This window comes from Thermoanaerobacterium thermosaccharolyticum DSM 571, assembly GCF_000145615.1.
Taxonomy (GTDB): Bacteria; Bacillota; Thermoanaerobacteria; order Thermoanaerobacterales; family Thermoanaerobacteraceae; genus Thermoanaerobacterium; species Thermoanaerobacterium thermosaccharolyticum.
The window spans coordinates 2,678,559-2,697,564 of record NC_014410.1 but is presented as its reverse complement, the minus strand read 5'-3'; the positions used below and the strand labels follow the sequence as shown (position 1 = coordinate 2,697,564).

The following is a 19,006-nucleotide window of genomic DNA, read 5'->3' as shown; positions in this document are numbered from 1 at the left end:
CCAGGTATGGTTTGCAATTAATCTTATTTCTAAAGGGCAGATATTAATCTGTCCCTTGTTTATTATTGATAAGAAAAATTAAAAAATTTATTAAAAACATTAAGAATTTATTAAGAAATGTTAAGTTTTGGTTACATTAAAAGGAATTCAAAAGTTTTTGTAGAAATATGATTATAGAAAAAATACAAAAATAAATTTGGTACATTTTAAACGTTGTTAATATTTTAACTTTATTGTAATAAGGGAGATCGAGATGAAGTATGAAGTCATAAAATATGATACTCATAAGCATTTGTTTGATGAAGCATGGAGAAGATGTACAAGAAGAGGACTTAATCAAGACACAAAACCGTTTATGTTTGTATCAGATCTTTACATTTCCGATGAGAAGAAGTTGCTAATTAAAGCCTTTAGAAAAAGCATTCATGAAATATCTAAGATTAATGGCCAATTTAAAAAATATACATATCTATTGACAGACGAAAACGGCATCATAATAGATTTGATTGTGCCTAACAAAAGTAGTTTTTCTTATTTAAATATAGGTGTTCAGTTGAAAGAAGAATTTGCAGGAATAAATAAGTATCGATTGCTTTAAATGAAGGAGAAACTGCATTTGTCAAAAAGAATGAACATTATCTTAAGTGCCTCAGGGAGATAGACTGCATAGCTGTACCTGTCTTTGACAATAAAGGGCAATTGATAGGTGTAATCGATATTTCATGTATGAATGGACTTACTGATGAATGCGTGTTTATGGTGTTTTTGATGGCAAAATATACAGAATATAATTATGCAGCGCTTAAAAAAGAAATGATAGAGGGAAAATTTGAAGAAGTAGAGCTAAAGATTTTGAAACTGACAGCGGAAGGAAAGACGGATGAAGAGATAGCAAAAATGATTAATAGATCAATAAGCAATGTAAAATACCATAAGAATAAGATTTTTGAAATATTAAACGTGAAAAATGTAAAGGACTGTATATACAAAGCGGCGAAGATGGACTTGATATAATACTTTTGTAAACCCATGAAGGAGGGCTGTATTAATGCCATCAATGAATATTGTGACTATTATATTTACCACAGTTAATTTAGTTCTGATTATAATAATATTATATTTTCTATATAAATTGTTCTTGTTTTTGCATAATTGGTTTAAAAAAGGGAAATAACAAATTAGTGCTGGAAACTGGGAAAATGAAGTCATTAAACGGAGTGCTAATTATCACAAAGAACTTAAAAAAGATATAAGATCAAATACATATTTGGCCATAAAGAAATGTAGGCGGTGTATAGTTGTGATTAAGGGTTGTGGAAGGAAAAAAGTAATACTTCAAAAAATAGAAAATGGTATTGAATCAGAAAATATAGTTATAACTGAAGATGAACAGCCAACGGAACCATATGAAAAGGATAGATTTGAAAACTTGTTGATATTTATAAAAGGAAATTTTACCGAGCTAACAAAAGAATTTTCTGAGGAAGAAAAAGAATTATTAAAAATGCATTGGGGTATAGATATGTCTTTAATGACATTTAGCGAGATTGCTGAGATAAAACATATGGATGAAAGCATTTTAAGGTCTAAATTAAAAGATTTGGAAAAACGCTTTTTTCAAAAGATAGAGAATATAAATTGATTTAGCAAGATATTACGTTGTAATGATTGTTAAAAATGATACAATAACAAGACAATTTAGTGGACATACAAAAATTAAAAAGTTAATTAAAAAGATAAATAATTTATTAATAATTATTAAGTATGCAAAAAACGAAAAGGATAGTAAAACAATGCAACGAAGATGGATTTGATATAATTTCACATATGGCTCATTCCGCTTTAGTACTTTTGTACTAAAAAAATTAGTACTTTTGGTCAGTTGACACAATTTTGGAAGAAACATATAATGAAATCAAACATCGACTGGCAATTTTTTTAGAATAACTTAAAGCAGCAGAAGTGTCAGAACGAGTAAAAAATGGAGGGTTATGGGGTTATTATGAAAGAGGTATCCTTTCAGCCTGGCAAGTGTCAAACTGGGAAACTGGTACTACAGTTATAAATAACGGAGAATACTGCAGAGCTTATGCAAGAGGTAATTTTCACTGGGGCATAGAGTATGAGGGGAATGGTTTGGTTGTACAAGATGAGTATGTTGATCTAAGAGTAAGCGTTACTCGAAACGGTGATGTCTGGAAGAACTGAGATGAATGGGTTTAGATAAATTCTCCAAATGGTTATTATCTATCATTTTGTTTGTATTAGTTTTAAATCTTTTGTTTTTGTCGTTTGTCTTTATCATCAATTGGAAATCTCCTTAACAAGGCAATTTAGTAAAAAGTTTATTAAAAAGATAAATAATTTATTAATAATTATTTAAATATGAAAAAAAGAAAATGACAGTAAAACTATGCAACGAAGATGGTTCTGATATAATTTCATATACAGGTCATTCCGCTTTAGTACTTTCGTACTAAAAAAATTAGTACTTTTGGTCAGTTGACACAATTTTGGAAGAAACATATAATGAAATCAAACATCGACTGGCAATTTTTTTAGAATAACTTAAAGCAGCAGAAGTGTCAGAGCGAATAAAAAAAGGAGGTGGTATTTAAAACTTGAATTGCTACTTTAAATTAAAATAGGATAGAAGGGAGAAAGAATATGAAAGGATTAAAAATGGCAAAAGGCATTCTGCTGGCTTTGTTGATGCTATCATTATTGACCACGGCTTTTGCATCTGTGACATATGCGAAAGCGGATTATACGAATGATTATAAAGATACAATTGAGCAGAAAGTAAAAAATGTGCTGACTAACGGATTCGGGCAATTTTACACAATTAACAGCATTCAAGTTAAATTTAATGATCTGAAAGTTACTGATTCAAAAGTTGAAGCGAATCTTTTTGTAACGATGAATACGACTTTAAAGGCAAAAAAAGTTGAAGACCTTCCATATATAAAGGGAATGTTGAAGAAGGTCAATCTAAATAATTTTAAATATGAATCTAATGCTAAAATGAACAGTGCTCTTTTTGAAGCAAATAAAAATAGCCTAAAAGAATATCAATTATCAAAAGCCTCTAAAGAATTGGAGTTTAGATTTAATGATCTGAGTCAGTATATAAATAAAGCTGATGATAATAATTTTTTCTTGACAGTTACTGCTGATGTGAAAGACAATCAGATAGTTCAGGATTCCATAAATATAATGGCAGAAAATATTGATACTATGGTTCCTATACAAAATCTGCTTCCTAAATCTTCAGAAGAAATGGAAACAGAAGGCATACACGATATGCAACAGGTTTTGAATTTACAGAAAGAGGAATATTCACCTGCACTTTATGCTTCATATGACAGGATTGCTGCCAGAGATTACGCCAATAGATGGTCTATAAATGCCACATCATGTTATGATCACGGAACGTCCTGTGGTATACTGCAAGCTAGAAATACATGGAACAATAGTGCTTATCCGTATTATCCTGGATTGTGCCATAATGATTGTGCTGACTTTGTGTCACAGGCTTTACATGCGGGAGGCATTCCGACGGACGGTACGTGGTATAGAGGTGCTACTGCTAAACAGACGGCAGCATCATGGGTAAATACGAGTTCGTTAAAAAGTTATATGCTTAACAAAGGATATTGGAAAGCATCAAATTATACGTCTGCATCGGCTGGAGGAGTCCTTTACACTTCTACTTCTCACGTCGTCATGATTGTTAAAAATGATACAATAACAAGGCAATTTAGTGGACATACAAATGATAGGAATCAAGTAAATTACTCAAATGTATCAACCTATGAATATTATGTTCTGTGGAATTAAGATTAATGAGTGTTTAATTCATACAAAGAAGAAGCTTATTTTGCTTCTTCTTTGTATGAATTTTTAAGGAAGGAGTTTTTGTTCTTTATGAAAAAATTTTTTTTGATGGTCTTTACACTTATATTTATTGCTACAGGTTGTTATACTGTAGACAATACTAAAGTAACAGAAAATGAAAGCCCTAAGAGCGACTCTGAAGAGATAAAAATACCTTTTTTGATATATACAAATGAGCCAGATAATAAACATTCGGCGATGTTAGCTTATTGGGATTTGAATAATTCTAAAGTAAATTTAACTGAAAAGATAGTCTATGTCTCAGAAGACCCCAATTTTGTCACACCTTTATTTTGGGATGGAGATGGCAGGATAGTATTGAGGAAGACGTATTATCCAACAGATGAATATAAAGACAAAGTAGATTTTGTCAAAGGCAATGATGTGGGTATGGTATACGGCAAGGACATTGAAGCTAAAGGGAATTTGGATGACAATCCTGAACCAATTAAAAAAGTAAAAAACTATACATTATACTTACACAATGGCAGCGATGTAATGGAAAAGAATGTATCATTTCTGTATAAAACGAAGGATGACAAAGGCAATGACATTACAGTAGGTGAATATAATCAACCATGCTTTATAGATTATGATAGCAAAACAGGTGATATAACATTTATCTTTGACTATCCATTTGAGACACATTCCAATATATATATTGCCAAGTGCAATGTAGATAACATTGACAAGATAAGTTGGGACGAGGTAAGGCTTCCAGGTGGTGGCGTTGTTTATACACCTTTTCCTAATAATACAATGCTTGTAGGTTCTAAATACTACATCCAATGTTTCAAAACTTTAGGTGAAGTCGATCTTAAGACCAAAAAAGCAACTTTGCTTGATGATGTTGCGAAAGAATGCAGAAGCATCGTGAAGGAAGGAAGCTTTAGGCCGGACTATTCTAAGGATATAACGCCTGTTGGGAAGTACAAAGACGTGTTGATTTTAAGCCTTCCTGTAAGTACAGATACAAATGTAGAACCTCTAATATGCGCATTTAAAGATAATAAGCTATTGGGCGCAATACATCTAAAAAGCGATGATACGTGGGATGTAATTGGTCCTGATAAAAAAATTGCATCTTCGATGGATTTGAAAGGTAAAAATCTGTATAAAGAATTTAACGCAGATTTGATGTACTTTCCAGGTCTTGAAAGCATAAATTATTAGCATAAATACTTTATTGCTTATTCCACTTAGTACTTTCGTACTAAAAAAAATTAGTACTTTTGGCCAATTGAAATATTAATGAAATGGATATATAATAAAGCCAAAGATTTACTGATAATGTTTGCATAGTAGTTTAATACCGAAAGGAGGTGGAATTAAAATGAACAGAAAATCAATTCGAATATCAATATGTTTAATCTTGATACTCATCTTAAGTTTAAGCTTAAGTGGAACTTCATTTGCTTTACGAGGAGGAAATGTGGATACAGGTAGTAAACAAATTTCCGCACCAATTGTAGAAAATCTTAAACCATCGTCTGAGACGACAAAAATGACATATTTGAGGCAAGTTCCTTCAAATGTAGATATAATCAGTAACCAAATAACTATTTCAAATGAAGAAAATGCTAAACCAGCTTCTGAAACTACCAAGATGACATCACAAAAAGCAGCTTCTTTAGATGCTGATGTAAATCCTATGTCCCTTAGTCGGCCAACAAAGGGAACAAATCTACCTTATAGCGGTGCTTTCAGTGGAGTTAACACTGAAATTTTTTCAAACTACTATTTTTTCACAAATGGTTCCACACAGCTATATGTAGACTGGAATGTAAAAGCTGACTATCCTGCTAATGTTTTATGGCACATTAATGTTTATCAAGCTGGCACGAATAAATTTGTTGCTAGTTCCGACAAATTTCAAATAGATTCTAATACTGGCTGGTGGACAACAAGATTTTACAATTTGGATCCTGCATATAATTACTACATTTCTTTTGTAAATGATGGTCCACAGATTGGCTCTCCCATATCAGGCGATTTTACGGTTAGGCTGAAGTAAAAATAATCCCATAATAAACATAAACAGACCGTGCATTTAACGTTGAACGGTCTGTTTGCTATTGTGCGCCCGGCATGGGCAATAGCTAGGCGGTGAAATCCCACTGCGGGCGAGGAAAGCACTAAGTATACAATTAATTCCATTTTAGTACGAAAGTATTAAAAAAATTAGTACTTTTGGTCAATAGACATATTTATGAAGTAAATATATTATGAAATTAATCTAAAACTTTGCGAGGGTTGATTTTATGAAAAAGATAATATATTCTTTGATATTCATCGCTTTAGCTCTATTGATTATTATTGCCTATGGCTTATCTGATTTCAATAGCACAGATGCAAAGGCCGAAAACAGTTTGGTAAAGGAAGTAAAAACGGCAAATGAAAATAGGATAAAATTAAAAGATGTATATACGAATGTGCCGTATGATATTTCTCAAGTAAACATTTCAAGGACAGAGTCAGGTGGGTTTTCACGAGTAGAGGTTTTTGATAAAAATACTGGCAAGTTTATAGAGGCATATGGCGAGAAGGTAGAACCTATATATGCATCGAATTCTAAAGTAATGCCTCAATCTAATAATATTTATAAAACTTCAAAGCTGATCATCTACAAAGAACGTGCTTACGGATCTGCAGTGACGAGACTCTATACGGTTTTGACTATTTACTCTGAGGGTTCTTTCAGACAAATAGAAAGTATTGATAAAGCTTACTGGGAAAAAGCAAGCGATGGCGATTGGAAGCTGGAAAATCAGCATGCTGCTGCTATTTCAACAACAGGAAATCTCCCTACAACAGAGATGGAGGCAAGCGGTACTGCAACTATTAAGATGAATGCCACTATATTTACAGTTGACTTATTAGACAGTACAGCCAGAGGTGTATTATCCAAGCAAGGCGGCACATATTATTTAAGAAAAACAGTAGATTTAGGATATCGTTACAGCCTGTACTAAAAATTATTAGTAGGCGCAATGAATAGCAGAAAAACAAATGAAAAAATCTTTTCTAAGCTGTGGTGATGATTTGCCACAGATTTTATACTAACACAACAATTGGTGAAGATTCAATATCTAAGTTATAAGATTTTTTCTCTATATTCTTTGGGAGTAAAACTTGTTATATTTTTAAAGACTTTGCTGAAATAGTGCTGATCCGTATATCCTACTGCTTCAGCCACTTCGTATATTTTTATCTTTACATCTTTTAAAAGTTCTTTTGCCTTTTCAATCCTGTATTCTGTTAAATAATCTGAAAACGTAATACCCATTTCGTTTTTAAATAAGGCACTCAGATAGCTTGGTGTTATGTATAGTCTTTCAGCAATGCTGTTTAAAGAAATATCTAAATCGCTGTAATTGTTTTGTATTAATTTAACGGCCATATCAACCAATTTTCTGTTTTTAGAGCTTTTGGCCAAAGAAATATATTCGCATACCGTATTTATTATATTCTCCATCCAATCCCGGAGCTTTTCTTTAGTAGGTAAATCCGAAATCTGCCTCCATGGGTCTGTTTCTTTAAATAAAATATCCGCATTTTCTCCAATTTCTATAATAGAACGTGTAATCAAAGCGATAAGCTCCAGACCCCACCTTTTTATAAAATCTTCTGTAAAACCTTTGTTATCAAATTCACTCCAGATATCATTAAAAATGTTAAGGGATAAATCTTTATTTCCTCTTTTTATGGATTTTGATAGTTCATCTTCCAACTGTAGAGGATACTTATAATATTCTGCCTTTAAAAATTTCAGATCTTCTTCTTTTAATGGTGGCACTGGCTTTTTTTCTTTGTCCAACAGTTCTTTTCTCTTTAAAACTCCTTGCCTTATAGTTTGTTTTAATACGTCAATGTCAATAGGTTTTAAGATATAATCGAAAGCTCCCAATCTTATAGCCTGCTGAGCGTATTTAAAATCATCATAAGCGCTTAACAAAATCACTATGACACTGTGATCAATTTTTTTAACTTCTTTTGTAAGCAGCAAACCATCCATAAATGGCATCCGTATATCTGTTAAAATAATATCGGGGTTTTCTCTGTTAAACACTTCAAAAGCATTTTTTCCGTTGGATTCGCAGCCTACCACCGTTAAATTCAGTTCTTGCCAATTAATATTGTTTTTAAGCCCTTCTCTAACTATTGATTCATCATCTACAATTAGAATTTTCATAAAATCAACCTCACAATACCGCAGGAATAGTAATACTTGCTATAGTTCTGCCATTAATTATTTGGTAATTGAGACCATACTGTTTGCCATAATACAGCTTAATTCTCTCATTTACATTTTTTATCCCGTAATTTTCCCTGTCATCTGCTGGCGTGTTTAATATATCGTTTACCAAATCTAAATCTATGAGATTACCGTTATTTATGACTTCAAATATAATATTGCCTTCCTCTGATAAATAACCATTAATTAAGATTTCTCCTTTTCCTTCATATGACTCTATACCATGAATTACTGCATTTTCAACAAGAGGCTGCAAAATTAATTTTATTGTTTTATAAGGCAGGATTCTTTTATCTATATTGAAATCTGCTTCAAATTTATCTTTAAACCTGATTTTCTGAATAATAATATAGCTTTCGACATGATTGATTTCTTTTTCTACAGTAGATATATCGTTTCCTTTATTTATGCTGTATCTTAAAATTGATGCCAAAGAATTTACGATTTTGCTTATCTCAGGTATTTTGTGCTCTATAGCAATCCAATTAATAGAATCAAGCGTATTGTACAAAAAGTGCGGATTTATCTGTGCCTGCAATGCTTTCAGCTCTGCGTCTTTCTCTTTTATTTTTGATAAATATACCTCATATATAAGCTCATTTATCTTTTTTATCATGTAGTTAAAACTTGAATACAGCACTCCTATCTCTCCACTCCACTTTTCTCCGATGTGCATGTTAAAATCCCCGTTTTCTGCTTTTTTCATCTCACTAGCCAGTTCTATTATCGGGTAAGAAATGCTGTGGGAAAAATAAAGAGAAATTAAAGACGCAGTTGCAAGACTCAAAAGCGCAGTGATATATATTAAATTCCTTATAACTCTAGCTTTCTCATTAAGTTCATCAAGAGAAACCATGCCAATGAGCTTCCAGCCGTTTTGCAAAGTATTGTATATGACCATCATTTTGTTTCCGTTTACAGTAATTAAGCTGTTTCCGGAGTTATTCCCGTACATTTTAAGGCCATATTTATACAAATAGCTATTATCTTCAGAATATATAAGTTTACCTTTATCGTCGATAATATATATTTTGGATGATTTGCCAAGGTTTATATCAGATATAATTGATGCGATTTTGGACATATCCATATCTACAGAAATAACTGCTATGGGTTTAGTAAAATTTTTCACATCAAAAACAAGCCTTGATACAGAAATCATTTGCTTCCCAAAATCATTGTTTACGTACCAGAACAGCTTGCCGTTAATCTCTAATGTTTTTTTGTACCATTCCTTATTTTCGACCACTTTTGAGGACATAACGTCATTTTGCTCTAATCTCGTCAGATATTGATCTTTGTGCAGAGCGAAAATCTCTATAGATGAATAATTTTCATTAAATATTTTTGGAAGCAGTATGCTATTCCTGATTGCTATAATTTCTCTGCTTACATTAAAAGGAGTTTCTGCACCACTGCGAGATAGAAAATATTGCAGCTCCTTATTCATTGAAACGTACAGCAGAGCATTTTTCATGTTTTCCAGCATTTTTGAGATATTTTTATTGGCCTGATTTAATGTCTGATATGAAGTTTCTTTAGCCTTCTCATTTATATATCTTGATGTTATATTTCCTGTTATTGTCGCTACCATAATGAGAGGTATGACTATTATTAAAATATATGAAAGCAGAATCTTTTTGTATAGCATATAAATTCACCTATATATTATATATATCATCAAAATAAATCTATTACAATATTTAAATAAAAGTTTATAAAAAACTACACAAAATATTAAAAATATCATATCATTTTATGAAACCGATTCTTGTATAATTTTTATGTAGAAAAAATATTTTATTTAGGGAGGTATTTTGATGGGTAAAAAAAGTAAAATCATGACTTCATTAGTTTCACTGATGCTTGTATTAGTTTTAATTGCCGGCTGCAGCTCTAACGGCAATTCAACTGCTGCAAACAGCACTTCAAAAAATGAGCCTGTCACAATTACTTATTCCTCAGGTAAAGACTCTACACCAGCAACACAAAAATTAATTGAAGCTTTTGAAAAGAAATATCCAAACATCAAAGTCAAAGTTCAGGAATTACCTAATTCATCAGATGATCAACACAATTCGTACGTTACAGCTTTGTCTGCAGGAGACTCAAGCATCGATGTTTTAGCTATGGACATTATTTGGACACCTGAATTTGCTGCTGCCAATTGGTTACTTCCATTAGATGATAAATTTACGCAAGAAATGAGAGATAAATTTTTACCGGGACCTGTGGAAGCAGTGACATATAATGGCCACATATGGGCAGTACCAAGATCTACAGACGCGGGTGTTCTCTATTATAGAAAAGATATTATCAGCACTCCGCCGAAGACTTGGGAAGAATTAATTCAAATGGCAAAAGACAATGTTGGCAAAGGCGGCACTAAATACGGGATTGTATTTCAAGGAAATCAATATGAAGGTTTAGTCTGCGACGCTTTAGAGGTAATCGGAAGCAACGGCGGAAATGTCCTTGAAGGAGATAAAGTTACTATTAACACACCGCAGGCCGTTGGCGGACTTCAGTACTTATTAGACCTTGCAAAAATTGCTCCCCCAGGCGTAACAACGTATCAAGAGGAAGACGCGAGAAATGTGTTCCAGCAGGGCGAAGCAATATTTATGAGAAATTGGCCTTATGCATGGTCTTTAGTAAACGGAGATGATTCACCTATAAAAGATAAAGTAGGTATAGCTCCAATTCCGAAAGGCAAAGACGGCCAGGCAGGAACACCTGCTTTAGGAGGATGGAACCTTGGCATAAATAAATACTCAAAGCATCCTGAAGAAGCATGGAAATTTGTAGAATTTGTTACAAGTGAGGAAGGCCAAAAGATAACAGCTTTAGAAGGCGGAAATCTTCCAACAATAAAATCATTATATCAAGACAAAGATGTTCTGGCGAAGAATCCATATTGGTCAGACTTGTACGACGCATTTATTACAGCTAAGCCAAGACCTGTAACTCCATTTTATCCGCAAATGTCCGACTCAATGCAGATTAATTTCCACAAAGCTTTGACAGGCGAGATAACACCGCAGCAAGCTATACAAAATATAGAAAAAGACTTAAACGATATAATTAAAAATGAAGGCAAAAAATAAAATTGTTAAGGTCCATATAAATCCCAAGTGGCAGCTTTGGCTGCCACTTGATATAAAGAGGTGATAAGATGATAGAGAAAAAATCAGTTGTTCAACCTAAACAGTCAAAATTTTATTTAAACGATGCAATATTGGGATATTTGCTTGTTGCTCCGGCGCTGTTGTGTATAATAGCAATAGCGTTATATCCTGTATTAAATACTTTTAAATTAAGCCTTTATTATATGAAGCTTCAACTCATAGGCATGACTCACTTTATTGGATTTCAAAACTATATTTCATTATTTAATGATCCCAGGTTTCGCTCTGCTAGCATAAATACGGTGATTTTTACTATCGTATCTGTGTCATTGGAATTAGTGATTGGAATGATAATGGCACTTCTGATGAACAAAAAATTTAAGGGAACAGGATTAGTAAGGGCAGCCATATTGATTCCGTGGGCTATACCTACTATAGTATCTGCCCTCATGTGGAAATTCATCTACAATGACCAATTTGGCTTATTGAACGATATATTGCTAAGAATGGGGATTATAAATAGTTATAAGGCATGGCTAGGTTCCCCGTCTTTGGCGATGGGATCGGCCATATTTGCTGATGTATGGAAAACTGCTCCATTTATGGCGCTATTGTTGCTGGCAGGTCTTCAAAACATATCTTATGAATTTTATGAGGCAGCAAAAGTAGATGGTGCAGGAAGTATAAGAAGATTTTTTAGCATTACTTTACCTTTGCTGAAGCCAACGATTTTAGTAGCTCTTATATTTAGAACATTAGACGCCTTCAGAGTGTTTGATCTAATTTTTGTAATGACAGGAGGAGGTCCGGGAAACTCTACGGAGACTCTAACTATATATGCATATAAAACCCTTTTCAGAAACCTCGATTTTGGAATTGGCTCTGCAATAGCAGTTGTAATATTTATCTTTGTATTTGTTTTTGCCATGATCTATATAAGGCTTTTGGATAAAAGCATTTTAGAATGAGGTGAAAAGATGAAGTTTAAAAATATTATAAATCAGATATTGTTTTATATATTTTTAGTTGTATTTCTCGGATTTATTATTTTTCCATTCATCTGGCAGTTTATTACATCATTTAAAACTCCGCAAGAGCTTTTCAGTATTCCCCCAAAGTGGATTCCCAGTAAAATTTATACAGGATATTACATAAATGTTTTTATAAAAAGGCCTTTCCTGACTTATCTAAAAAATAGTTTCATAGTAGCTTCTGTGACAACCATTTTCAGCCTCTTTGTTTCCTCTTTTGCGGCATATGCTTTAGCAAGGCTGAAATTTAAAGGAAAAGGGATAATATTGTCTCTGGTTTTGTCAGTGTCTATGTTTCCCGGAATTGCAATTGTAAGTCCGCTGTTTCTTTTTCTTAAGAATATAAATCTATTGAACAGCTATTTTGGGCTCATACTAACGTATACGACTTTTGCAATTCCTCTATCGCTGTGGATTTTAACTTCATTTTTTAAAGAGATTCCATATGAACTTGAGGAATCGGCAAAGGTGGATGGCGCTACCCCGATGCAGGCATTTTTAAGAATTATAATGCCTCTTGCTACACCGGGAATGTTTACGGCTGCAATCCTCACTTTTATTGCTGCTTGGAATGAATTTCTCTTCGCTCTTGTATTTAATACACAAGATTTAATGAGAACAGTGCCGGTGGGAATTGCCATGTTTCCCGGAGAACATGACCTTCCATGGGGAGATATTGCAGCAGCTTCAGTAGTAGTAACAGTGCCACTCATAATAATGGTCTTAATATTCCAAAAGAGAATAATATCCGGCCTAACTGCTGGTGCAGTTAAAGGATAGGAAAGTGCAAACAGAGAATTTTATTTTCTTAAGAAAAGGTAAATATTTTTTTGAAGTATTACTTTTAAGGCAGAGAAAATCTGTCTTTTTATTATGGCATGGACATAATTTCGATAAACTTAATGAATTTATGCCACAACGATGATAAATTTTGAATAAAAATAATGAAAAAATAATGCAGACGGAAAATGTATACAAAAATTTGCAAAACCGTTACAATTTAATTTACTGCAGGGAGCAGGTTCTGATGGGCAAATGAATTGCGGCAGTTAATGTATTATGGGTTTCACTTGGGCTAGTACTTATAGTATAATAAAATATGAGGAGTTTTCAGCATGAGGCACTTTATGTGAAATCTTATTTATTAAAATGTGTTTATATCATTAAAATGAAGCAAATATACAAGATGTGCCAAGTAAATGATATCAGATTATACTATCTCAAGCTATACTAATAGTTATAATGTTTTCTTATCATGGAGTTTACGTTATAAGATGCTCAAATGGACTTAAACAATTATCACATTATTGCAACAGGACAAATTTAATATTTATGATGCACAAAATAAATTTTAAGGAAGGGTTATATGACGAAGAAACATCAAATTGCACGAGAGATGATTAGGTATTTTTTCCTTTTTTTAGGCTCGCTGTTGGCAGCAGTAGGGTTAGAAATATTTCTCATACCCAATAACATTATTGATGGCGGAATCACGGGAATATCAATAATCTCAAGCTATTTGACCAAATTGCCGCTTAGCCTATTCATAATCATTTATAATCTTCCATTTCTATTTATGGGGTACAATCAGATAGGTCGGACATTTGTATTGTCATCCTTGTTTTCCTTATTATCTCTGTCGTTGTGGGTTTCAATTTTACACCCTATACCCGGTCTTACAAATGATGTTTTGCTTGCGTCCGTATTCGGCGGAGTAATCTTGGGAGTTGGTGTAGGAATGATTATTCGATACGGCGGATCCCTTGACGGGACTGAAATGGTTGCAATCATAATAAATAAGCGTACGGCCTTTTCAGTGGGAGAAATGGTGATGTTTTTCAACATATTCATTCTAAGCAGTGCAGGATTAGTTTTTGGATGGGACAGGGCAATGTATTCTCTGATTGCTTATTTTATTGCTTTTAAAGTGATAGATATAACGATAGAAGGACTGGACGAAGCCAAGGCGGTCATTATCATTTCAGAATATGGTGAGGAGATCGCAGACGCCATAACTGCGCGGTTAGGCAGGGGAGTGACATTTATTGAGGGCAAAGGAGGATTTTCAAAAAACCAGAAGACCATCATTTACTCTGTCGTCACCCGTTTAGAAGTGGCGAAGCTCAAATCAATCATATATGATAAAGATGAAAACGCATTTGTCACTATCAATGATGTTTCTGACGTAATGGGCGGCAAGCACAGGAAACGGGCAATTCATTAAAAAATCACTTGTCGATAACCTTAAATCCATTATTTGTTTTTGGTTTTGGATTAAGTATGCACTAATATACAAATTGATAAATATTGTGATTTTGTTTTTAAACTAAATAGTGCTAACATAAATTTAAGGAATTATTTATAATTAAATCTATCTATTATATAATAATTACAATACGTATATCTAAAGGAGAAATTGAAGTGAATAGAAATTTGCACTATTTAGGGATCGACGTAGGTTCTACTACGGCCAAAATAGTCATTTTAAATGAAAATGATGAGATTATCTATAGTAGATATGAAAGACACCTTTCTAACATAAAAGATACTATTGTAAATTTGATAGATGATGCGTATTCTAAATTTGGTGACCTTGTGGTATCTGCTGCGGTTACTGGTTCTGGAGGTATGGCGGTATCTGAGTGGCTTAATATGCCGTTTGTGCAGGAAGTAATTGCAGGTACAAAGACTGTTGAAAGGTTTTTCCCGGAGGCAGATGTCGTCATTGAGTTAGGCGGCGAGGATGCAAAGATTACATACTTTGACAGCACTATTGAGCAGCGCATGAATGGAAGCTGTGCCGGGGGTACCGGTGCATTTATAGACCAGATGGCGTCGCTTTTAAAGACGGATGCACAAGGCTTAAATGAGCTTGCTAAGAATTACAAAGTCATATATCCAATAGCTGCAAGATGTGGTGTTTTTGCAAAGACAGACATTCAACCTCTTTTAAATGAAGGCACTGCAAGAGAAGACATAGCAGCCTCCATATTTCAGGCGGTTGTAAACCAGACAATAAGTGGACTGGCTTGTGGACGGCCTATAAAAGGAAACGTGGCGTTTTTAGGAGGCCCTTTGTATTTCCTTCCAGAATTAAGGAAGAGATTTATAGAAACATTGAACTTGAAGGATGAGGAAGTAATTGTTCCGGAGAATTCGCAATTGGCCGTTGCCATAGGTGCTGCTCTCTCATCAAAAAAAGAAAAAAGCATTTCCTTAAAAGAGCTAAGCAATAAAGCGCATACGATGCCATACAACGTAAAAAATGATGTAGAGAGGCTAAGACCTTTATTTTTGAACGAAGAAGAGTATAAAGAGTTCAAGGAAAGGCACAAGGGAATAAAAATTAAAGAAAAAGATATAAAAGATGCTAAAAGCGGCCTTTTTTTGGGAATAGATGCTGGTTCTACTACAACAAAGCTTGTAATGATAGATGAAGATGGTGCAATTGTTTATTCTTACTACGGCAGTAACGAAGGAAATCCTCTAAATTCTGTCATAAAAGTGCTTTTAGACATTTACGACAAGATGCCTGATGGTGCATTTATAGCGAATTCCACTGTTACAGGTTATGGTGAAAATCTTATAAAAGCAGCTTTAATGGTAGATATAGGTGAAATTGAGACCATTGCCCATTATAAGGCTTCTCAGTATTTTTTGCCCGGTGTTGACTTCATACTTGACATAGGTGGACAAGATATGAAGTGCATAAGGATTAGGGACGGAGTCATAGACAGCATAATGCTAAATGAAGCTTGTTCATCAGGTTGTGGCTCATTTTTGGAGACTTTTGCATCATCCCTTAATATGTCTATAGACGAGTTTACGAAAGCTGCATTGACAGCTCGAAACCCAGTTGATTTAGGTTCCCGCTGTACTGTCTTTATGAATTCAAGGGTGAAACAGGCGCAAAAAGAAGGGGCATCACTAGGTGATATTTCTGCAGGCCTTTCATACTCTGTCATAAAAAATGCTTTGTATAAAGTCATAAAGATAAGAGATCCGAAAGAGTTAGGAGAAAAGATAATCGTTCAAGGTGGCACTTTTCTGAATGATGCTATACTAAGGAGTTTCGAACTTATTACAGGAAGAAATGCCGTAAGACCTCAAATTGCTGGTCTGATGGGGGCATACGGTGCAGCACTTATTGCAAAAGAGAGGTATGTAGATGGCAAAAGCAGTATCATTACAAGAGACAGGCTTAAAAATTTCACTACGGAGGTTTCGAATAGAAGGTGTGGGAAATGCACAAATAATTGTCTTTTAACTATTAATAAGTTCAGTGATGGCAGAGAGTTTATCTCAGGCAATCGCTGTGAAAGAGGCGCTGGAAAAGAGATATGCCATAATGACATACCAAATCTTTACGACTACAAGTACAAGAGGATTTTTGGATATAAGCCTCTTAGCAAAGAAAAAGCCTACAGGGGAACGATAGGAATTCCGAGAGTTTTAAATATGTACGAAAATTACCCGCTTTGGTTTACATTTTTTACAAAGCTTGGATTTAGGGTCATATTGTCTGATAGGTCATCGAAGAAATTATATGAATCAGGCATGGATACAATACCGTCAGAGTCTGCATGCTATCCGGCAAAAATTGTGCACGGTCACATAATGAATTTAATAAGTAAAGGGATTAAGACGATATTCTATCCATGCATTCCTGTAGAGCAGAACATATTTGAAGATGCGGACAATCACTACAACTGTCCTGTTGTAGCATCGTATGCGGAAGTCATTAAAAATAATATGGATGTATTGAAGGAAAAAGACATTTTGTTCCTAAATCCCTTTTTAGCTTTGGATGATAAGGCAAAACTTGCTAAGAGACTTTATGAAGAATTAAAGATTTTCGACATAACAAAAGGAGAAGTAGATAAAGCATTAAAGGCAGCATTTGAGGAAGACGAGAGAGTAAAAGACGATGTAAAGAAAAAAGGTGAAGAGGTATTAAAATACTTAGATGAAACAGGCAAAAGAGGGATTGTACTGGCAGGTAGACCGTATCATGTAGACCCGGAGATAAACCACGGTATACCTGAAATAATAACATCATTAGGAATTGCTGTTCTTACGGAGGATTCTGTATCACACCTAGGGAAGCTAGATAGGAAATTGAGAGTTGTAGATCAGTGGATGTATCATACAAGGCTTTATGCGGCGGCAAGCTTTGTGGCTGACAACGACAACTTAGAGCTTGTACAGCTTACATCATTTGGCTGTGGCATCGATGCCGTTACATCTGATCAGGTGCAGGAGATCTTAAGCTCTCGCGAAAAAATATTTACGCTTATAAAGATAGATGAAGGTACAAATGTAGGCTCCATAAAGATACGTATACGCTCATTAATAGCAGCGATTAATGAGAGAAAAGGCAATAAAAGAGATAAAGTGCCGTACACGATGGAAAGAATATTGTTTACGGATGAAATGCGAAAAAGGCACACTATACTGGCACCACAGATGTCGCCAATACATTTTCAGTTTTTGCAGGAAGCATTTAATGTATCAGGTTATAATTTAGAAGTTCTTCCTGCTGTAGACAAGCCGGCGGTTGAAGAAGGCTTAAAATACGTTAACAATGATGCATGTTTTCCTTCAATAATAGTTGTAGGACAATTGATTGAAGCATTGAAATCTGGAAAATACGATCTCAACAATACATCTGTTATAATCACGCAGACAGGTGGTGGCTGCAGAGCTACAAACTATATAGGATTTTTAAGAAAGGCTTTAAAAGATGCTGGTTTTGAAAATATACCTGTTATATCATTGAATTTTGTGGGCATGGAGAAGAATCCTGGATTTAAAATAACGGCGGGGCTTTTAAATAAGGCATTTATTGGCCTTGTGTATGGTGATCTTTTGCAAAATGTATTGCTTAGAGTAAGGCCCTATGAGAAGACACCTGGATCTGCAAATAAACTTTATGAAAAGTGGGTGCCTAAATGCATAGAATCGGTAAGAAGTGGAAATCTAAAGACCTTTAAAGAGAATGTGCATCAAATTGTCAATGATTTTGAAAGTCTTGAAATAAATAATGTCATTAAACCAAAGGTAGGCGTTGTAGGCGAGATACTAGTGAAGTATCATCCAACTGCAAATAACAGCATCGTGGATGTGCTTGAAAAAGAAGGGGCAGAAGTGATACTGCCGAATCTTATAGACTTTTTGATGTTTATACTTGATCATGCAAATGAAAAATATAAATATTTATCTGGTAGCAAAATAAAGCAGATTTTGCAGAATATCGGTATTGCGGGTATGGAATTTTACAGAAAGGAAATGAGAAAGGCTTTAGAGAAAAGCAAAAGATTTATCTCTCCAAAAACTCTCAATGAGCTAAAGGAGTTGGCATCACCTATAGTATCGCTTGGAAATATAACAGGTGAAGGTTGGTATCTGACAGCCGAGATGATGGAGCTTTTGAAGGAAGGCATTTCTAATATCGTGTGCATACAACCTTTTGCATGCCTTCCAAATCACATAACCGGAAAAGGTGTGATTAAAGCAATCAGGGAAATGTACAAAGATGCAAATATTGTCTCTGTAGATTATGATCCTGGTGCCAGCGAGGTAAACCAACTAAACAGGATTAAGCTTATGCTGTCTGTAGCTTTTAAAAAATTAGAAAAAAACAACGAGGCACTTGAGCAAATCGCTGCTACTGAGAAAATATAGATTTTATAATT

15 protein-coding genes are annotated in these 19,006 nt (G+C 34.1%); 13 read left to right on the top strand and 2 right to left on the bottom strand.

What is annotated here, in order from left to right; genetic code table 11:
• The first annotated feature begins 253 nt into the window (after positions 1 to 253).
• From TTHE_RS14740 to TTHE_RS13175, 8 genes are all read left to right on the top strand, one after another.
• Positions 254 to 598, top strand: coding sequence for a hypothetical protein (locus tag TTHE_RS14740; protein WP_231292677.1), 345 nt, complete (start codon positions 254 to 256; stop codon positions 596 to 598).
• Between the two features lie 128 nt (positions 599 to 726).
• Positions 727 to 1,014, top strand: coding sequence for a helix-turn-helix transcriptional regulator (locus TTHE_RS14735; RefSeq protein ID WP_231292676.1), 288 nt, complete (start codon positions 727 to 729; stop codon positions 1,012 to 1,014).
• Between the two features lie 253 nt (positions 1,015 to 1,267).
• Positions 1,268 to 1,642 (top strand): hypothetical protein, encoded by a 375-nt coding sequence (locus tag TTHE_RS13200; RefSeq protein ID WP_231292675.1) that lies wholly within the window; start codon positions 1,268 to 1,270, stop codon positions 1,640 to 1,642.
• Between the two features lie 389 nt (positions 1,643 to 2,031).
• Entirely contained in the window at positions 2,032 to 2,208 is a 177-nt protein-coding gene (locus tag TTHE_RS13195) for a hypothetical protein (protein WP_196793635.1), read from the top strand.
• A gap of 459 nt (positions 2,209 to 2,667) precedes the next feature.
• A complete protein-coding gene (locus TTHE_RS13805) occupies positions 2,668 to 3,840 on the top strand; it encodes an amidase domain-containing protein (RefSeq protein WP_013299068.1) in 1,173 nt (390 codons plus the stop codon).
• Between the two features lie 87 nt (positions 3,841 to 3,927).
• Positions 3,928 to 5,070, top strand: coding sequence for a hypothetical protein (locus tag TTHE_RS13185; RefSeq protein ID WP_013299067.1), 1,143 nt, complete (start codon positions 3,928 to 3,930; stop codon positions 5,068 to 5,070).
• 160 nt (positions 5,071 to 5,230) lie between these two features.
• The gene (locus TTHE_RS13180; RefSeq protein ID WP_013299066.1) at positions 5,231 to 5,911 is read left to right on the top strand and encodes a hypothetical protein; all 681 of its coding nucleotides are present in this window, start codon (positions 5,231 to 5,233) and stop codon (positions 5,909 to 5,911) included.
• A 247-nt stretch (positions 5,912 to 6,158) separates the two neighbouring features.
• On the top strand, positions 6,159 to 6,869 hold the full coding sequence (locus tag TTHE_RS13175) for a hypothetical protein (protein ID WP_013299065.1): 711 nt from the start codon (positions 6,159 to 6,161) through the stop codon (positions 6,867 to 6,869).
• 122 nt (positions 6,870 to 6,991) lie between these two features.
• Here TTHE_RS13175 and TTHE_RS13170 read toward each other — a convergent pair whose 3' ends face one another.
• On the bottom strand, positions 6,992 to 8,089 hold the full coding sequence (locus TTHE_RS13170) for a response regulator (protein ID WP_013299064.1): 1,098 nt from the start codon (positions 8,087 to 8,089) through the stop codon (positions 6,992 to 6,994).
• A gap of 10 nt (positions 8,090 to 8,099) precedes the next feature.
• Positions 8,100 to 9,803, bottom strand: coding sequence for a sensor histidine kinase (locus TTHE_RS13165; protein ID WP_013299063.1), 1,704 nt, complete (start codon positions 9,801 to 9,803; stop codon positions 8,100 to 8,102).
• 169 nt (positions 9,804 to 9,972) lie between these two features.
• On the opposite strand from TTHE_RS13165, the gene TTHE_RS13160 reads away from it, so the two are divergent.
• The 5 genes from TTHE_RS13160 to TTHE_RS13140 all read left to right on the top strand — a co-directional run bounded on the left by TTHE_RS13160 (position 9,973) and on the right by TTHE_RS13140 (position 18,995).
• On the top strand, positions 9,973 to 11,259 hold the full coding sequence (locus tag TTHE_RS13160) for an ABC transporter substrate-binding protein (protein ID WP_013299062.1): 1,287 nt from the start codon (positions 9,973 to 9,975) through the stop codon (positions 11,257 to 11,259).
• A 68-nt stretch (positions 11,260 to 11,327) separates the two neighbouring features.
• Positions 11,328 to 12,248 carry a carbohydrate ABC transporter permease gene (locus tag TTHE_RS13155; RefSeq protein ID WP_013299061.1) on the top strand — a complete coding sequence of 307 codons (921 nt, stop codon included), beginning with the start codon at positions 11,328 to 11,330 and terminating at the stop codon, positions 12,246 to 12,248.
• A 9-nt stretch (positions 12,249 to 12,257) separates the two neighbouring features.
• Positions 12,258 to 13,091 (top strand): carbohydrate ABC transporter permease, encoded by an 834-nt coding sequence (locus TTHE_RS13150; protein WP_013299060.1) that lies wholly within the window; start codon positions 12,258 to 12,260, stop codon positions 13,089 to 13,091.
• Positions 13,092 to 13,677: 586 nt separating this feature from the next.
• Positions 13,678 to 14,535: a YitT family protein gene (locus TTHE_RS13145; protein WP_013299059.1), complete on the top strand. Its 858-nt coding sequence runs from the start codon at positions 13,678 to 13,680 to the stop codon at positions 14,533 to 14,535.
• A 197-nt stretch (positions 14,536 to 14,732) separates the two neighbouring features.
• The gene (locus tag TTHE_RS13140; RefSeq protein WP_013299058.1) at positions 14,733 to 18,995 is read left to right on the top strand and encodes a 2-hydroxyacyl-CoA dehydratase; all 4,263 of its coding nucleotides are present in this window, start codon (positions 14,733 to 14,735) and stop codon (positions 18,993 to 18,995) included.
• Positions 18,996 to 19,006 lie beyond the last annotated feature (11 nt).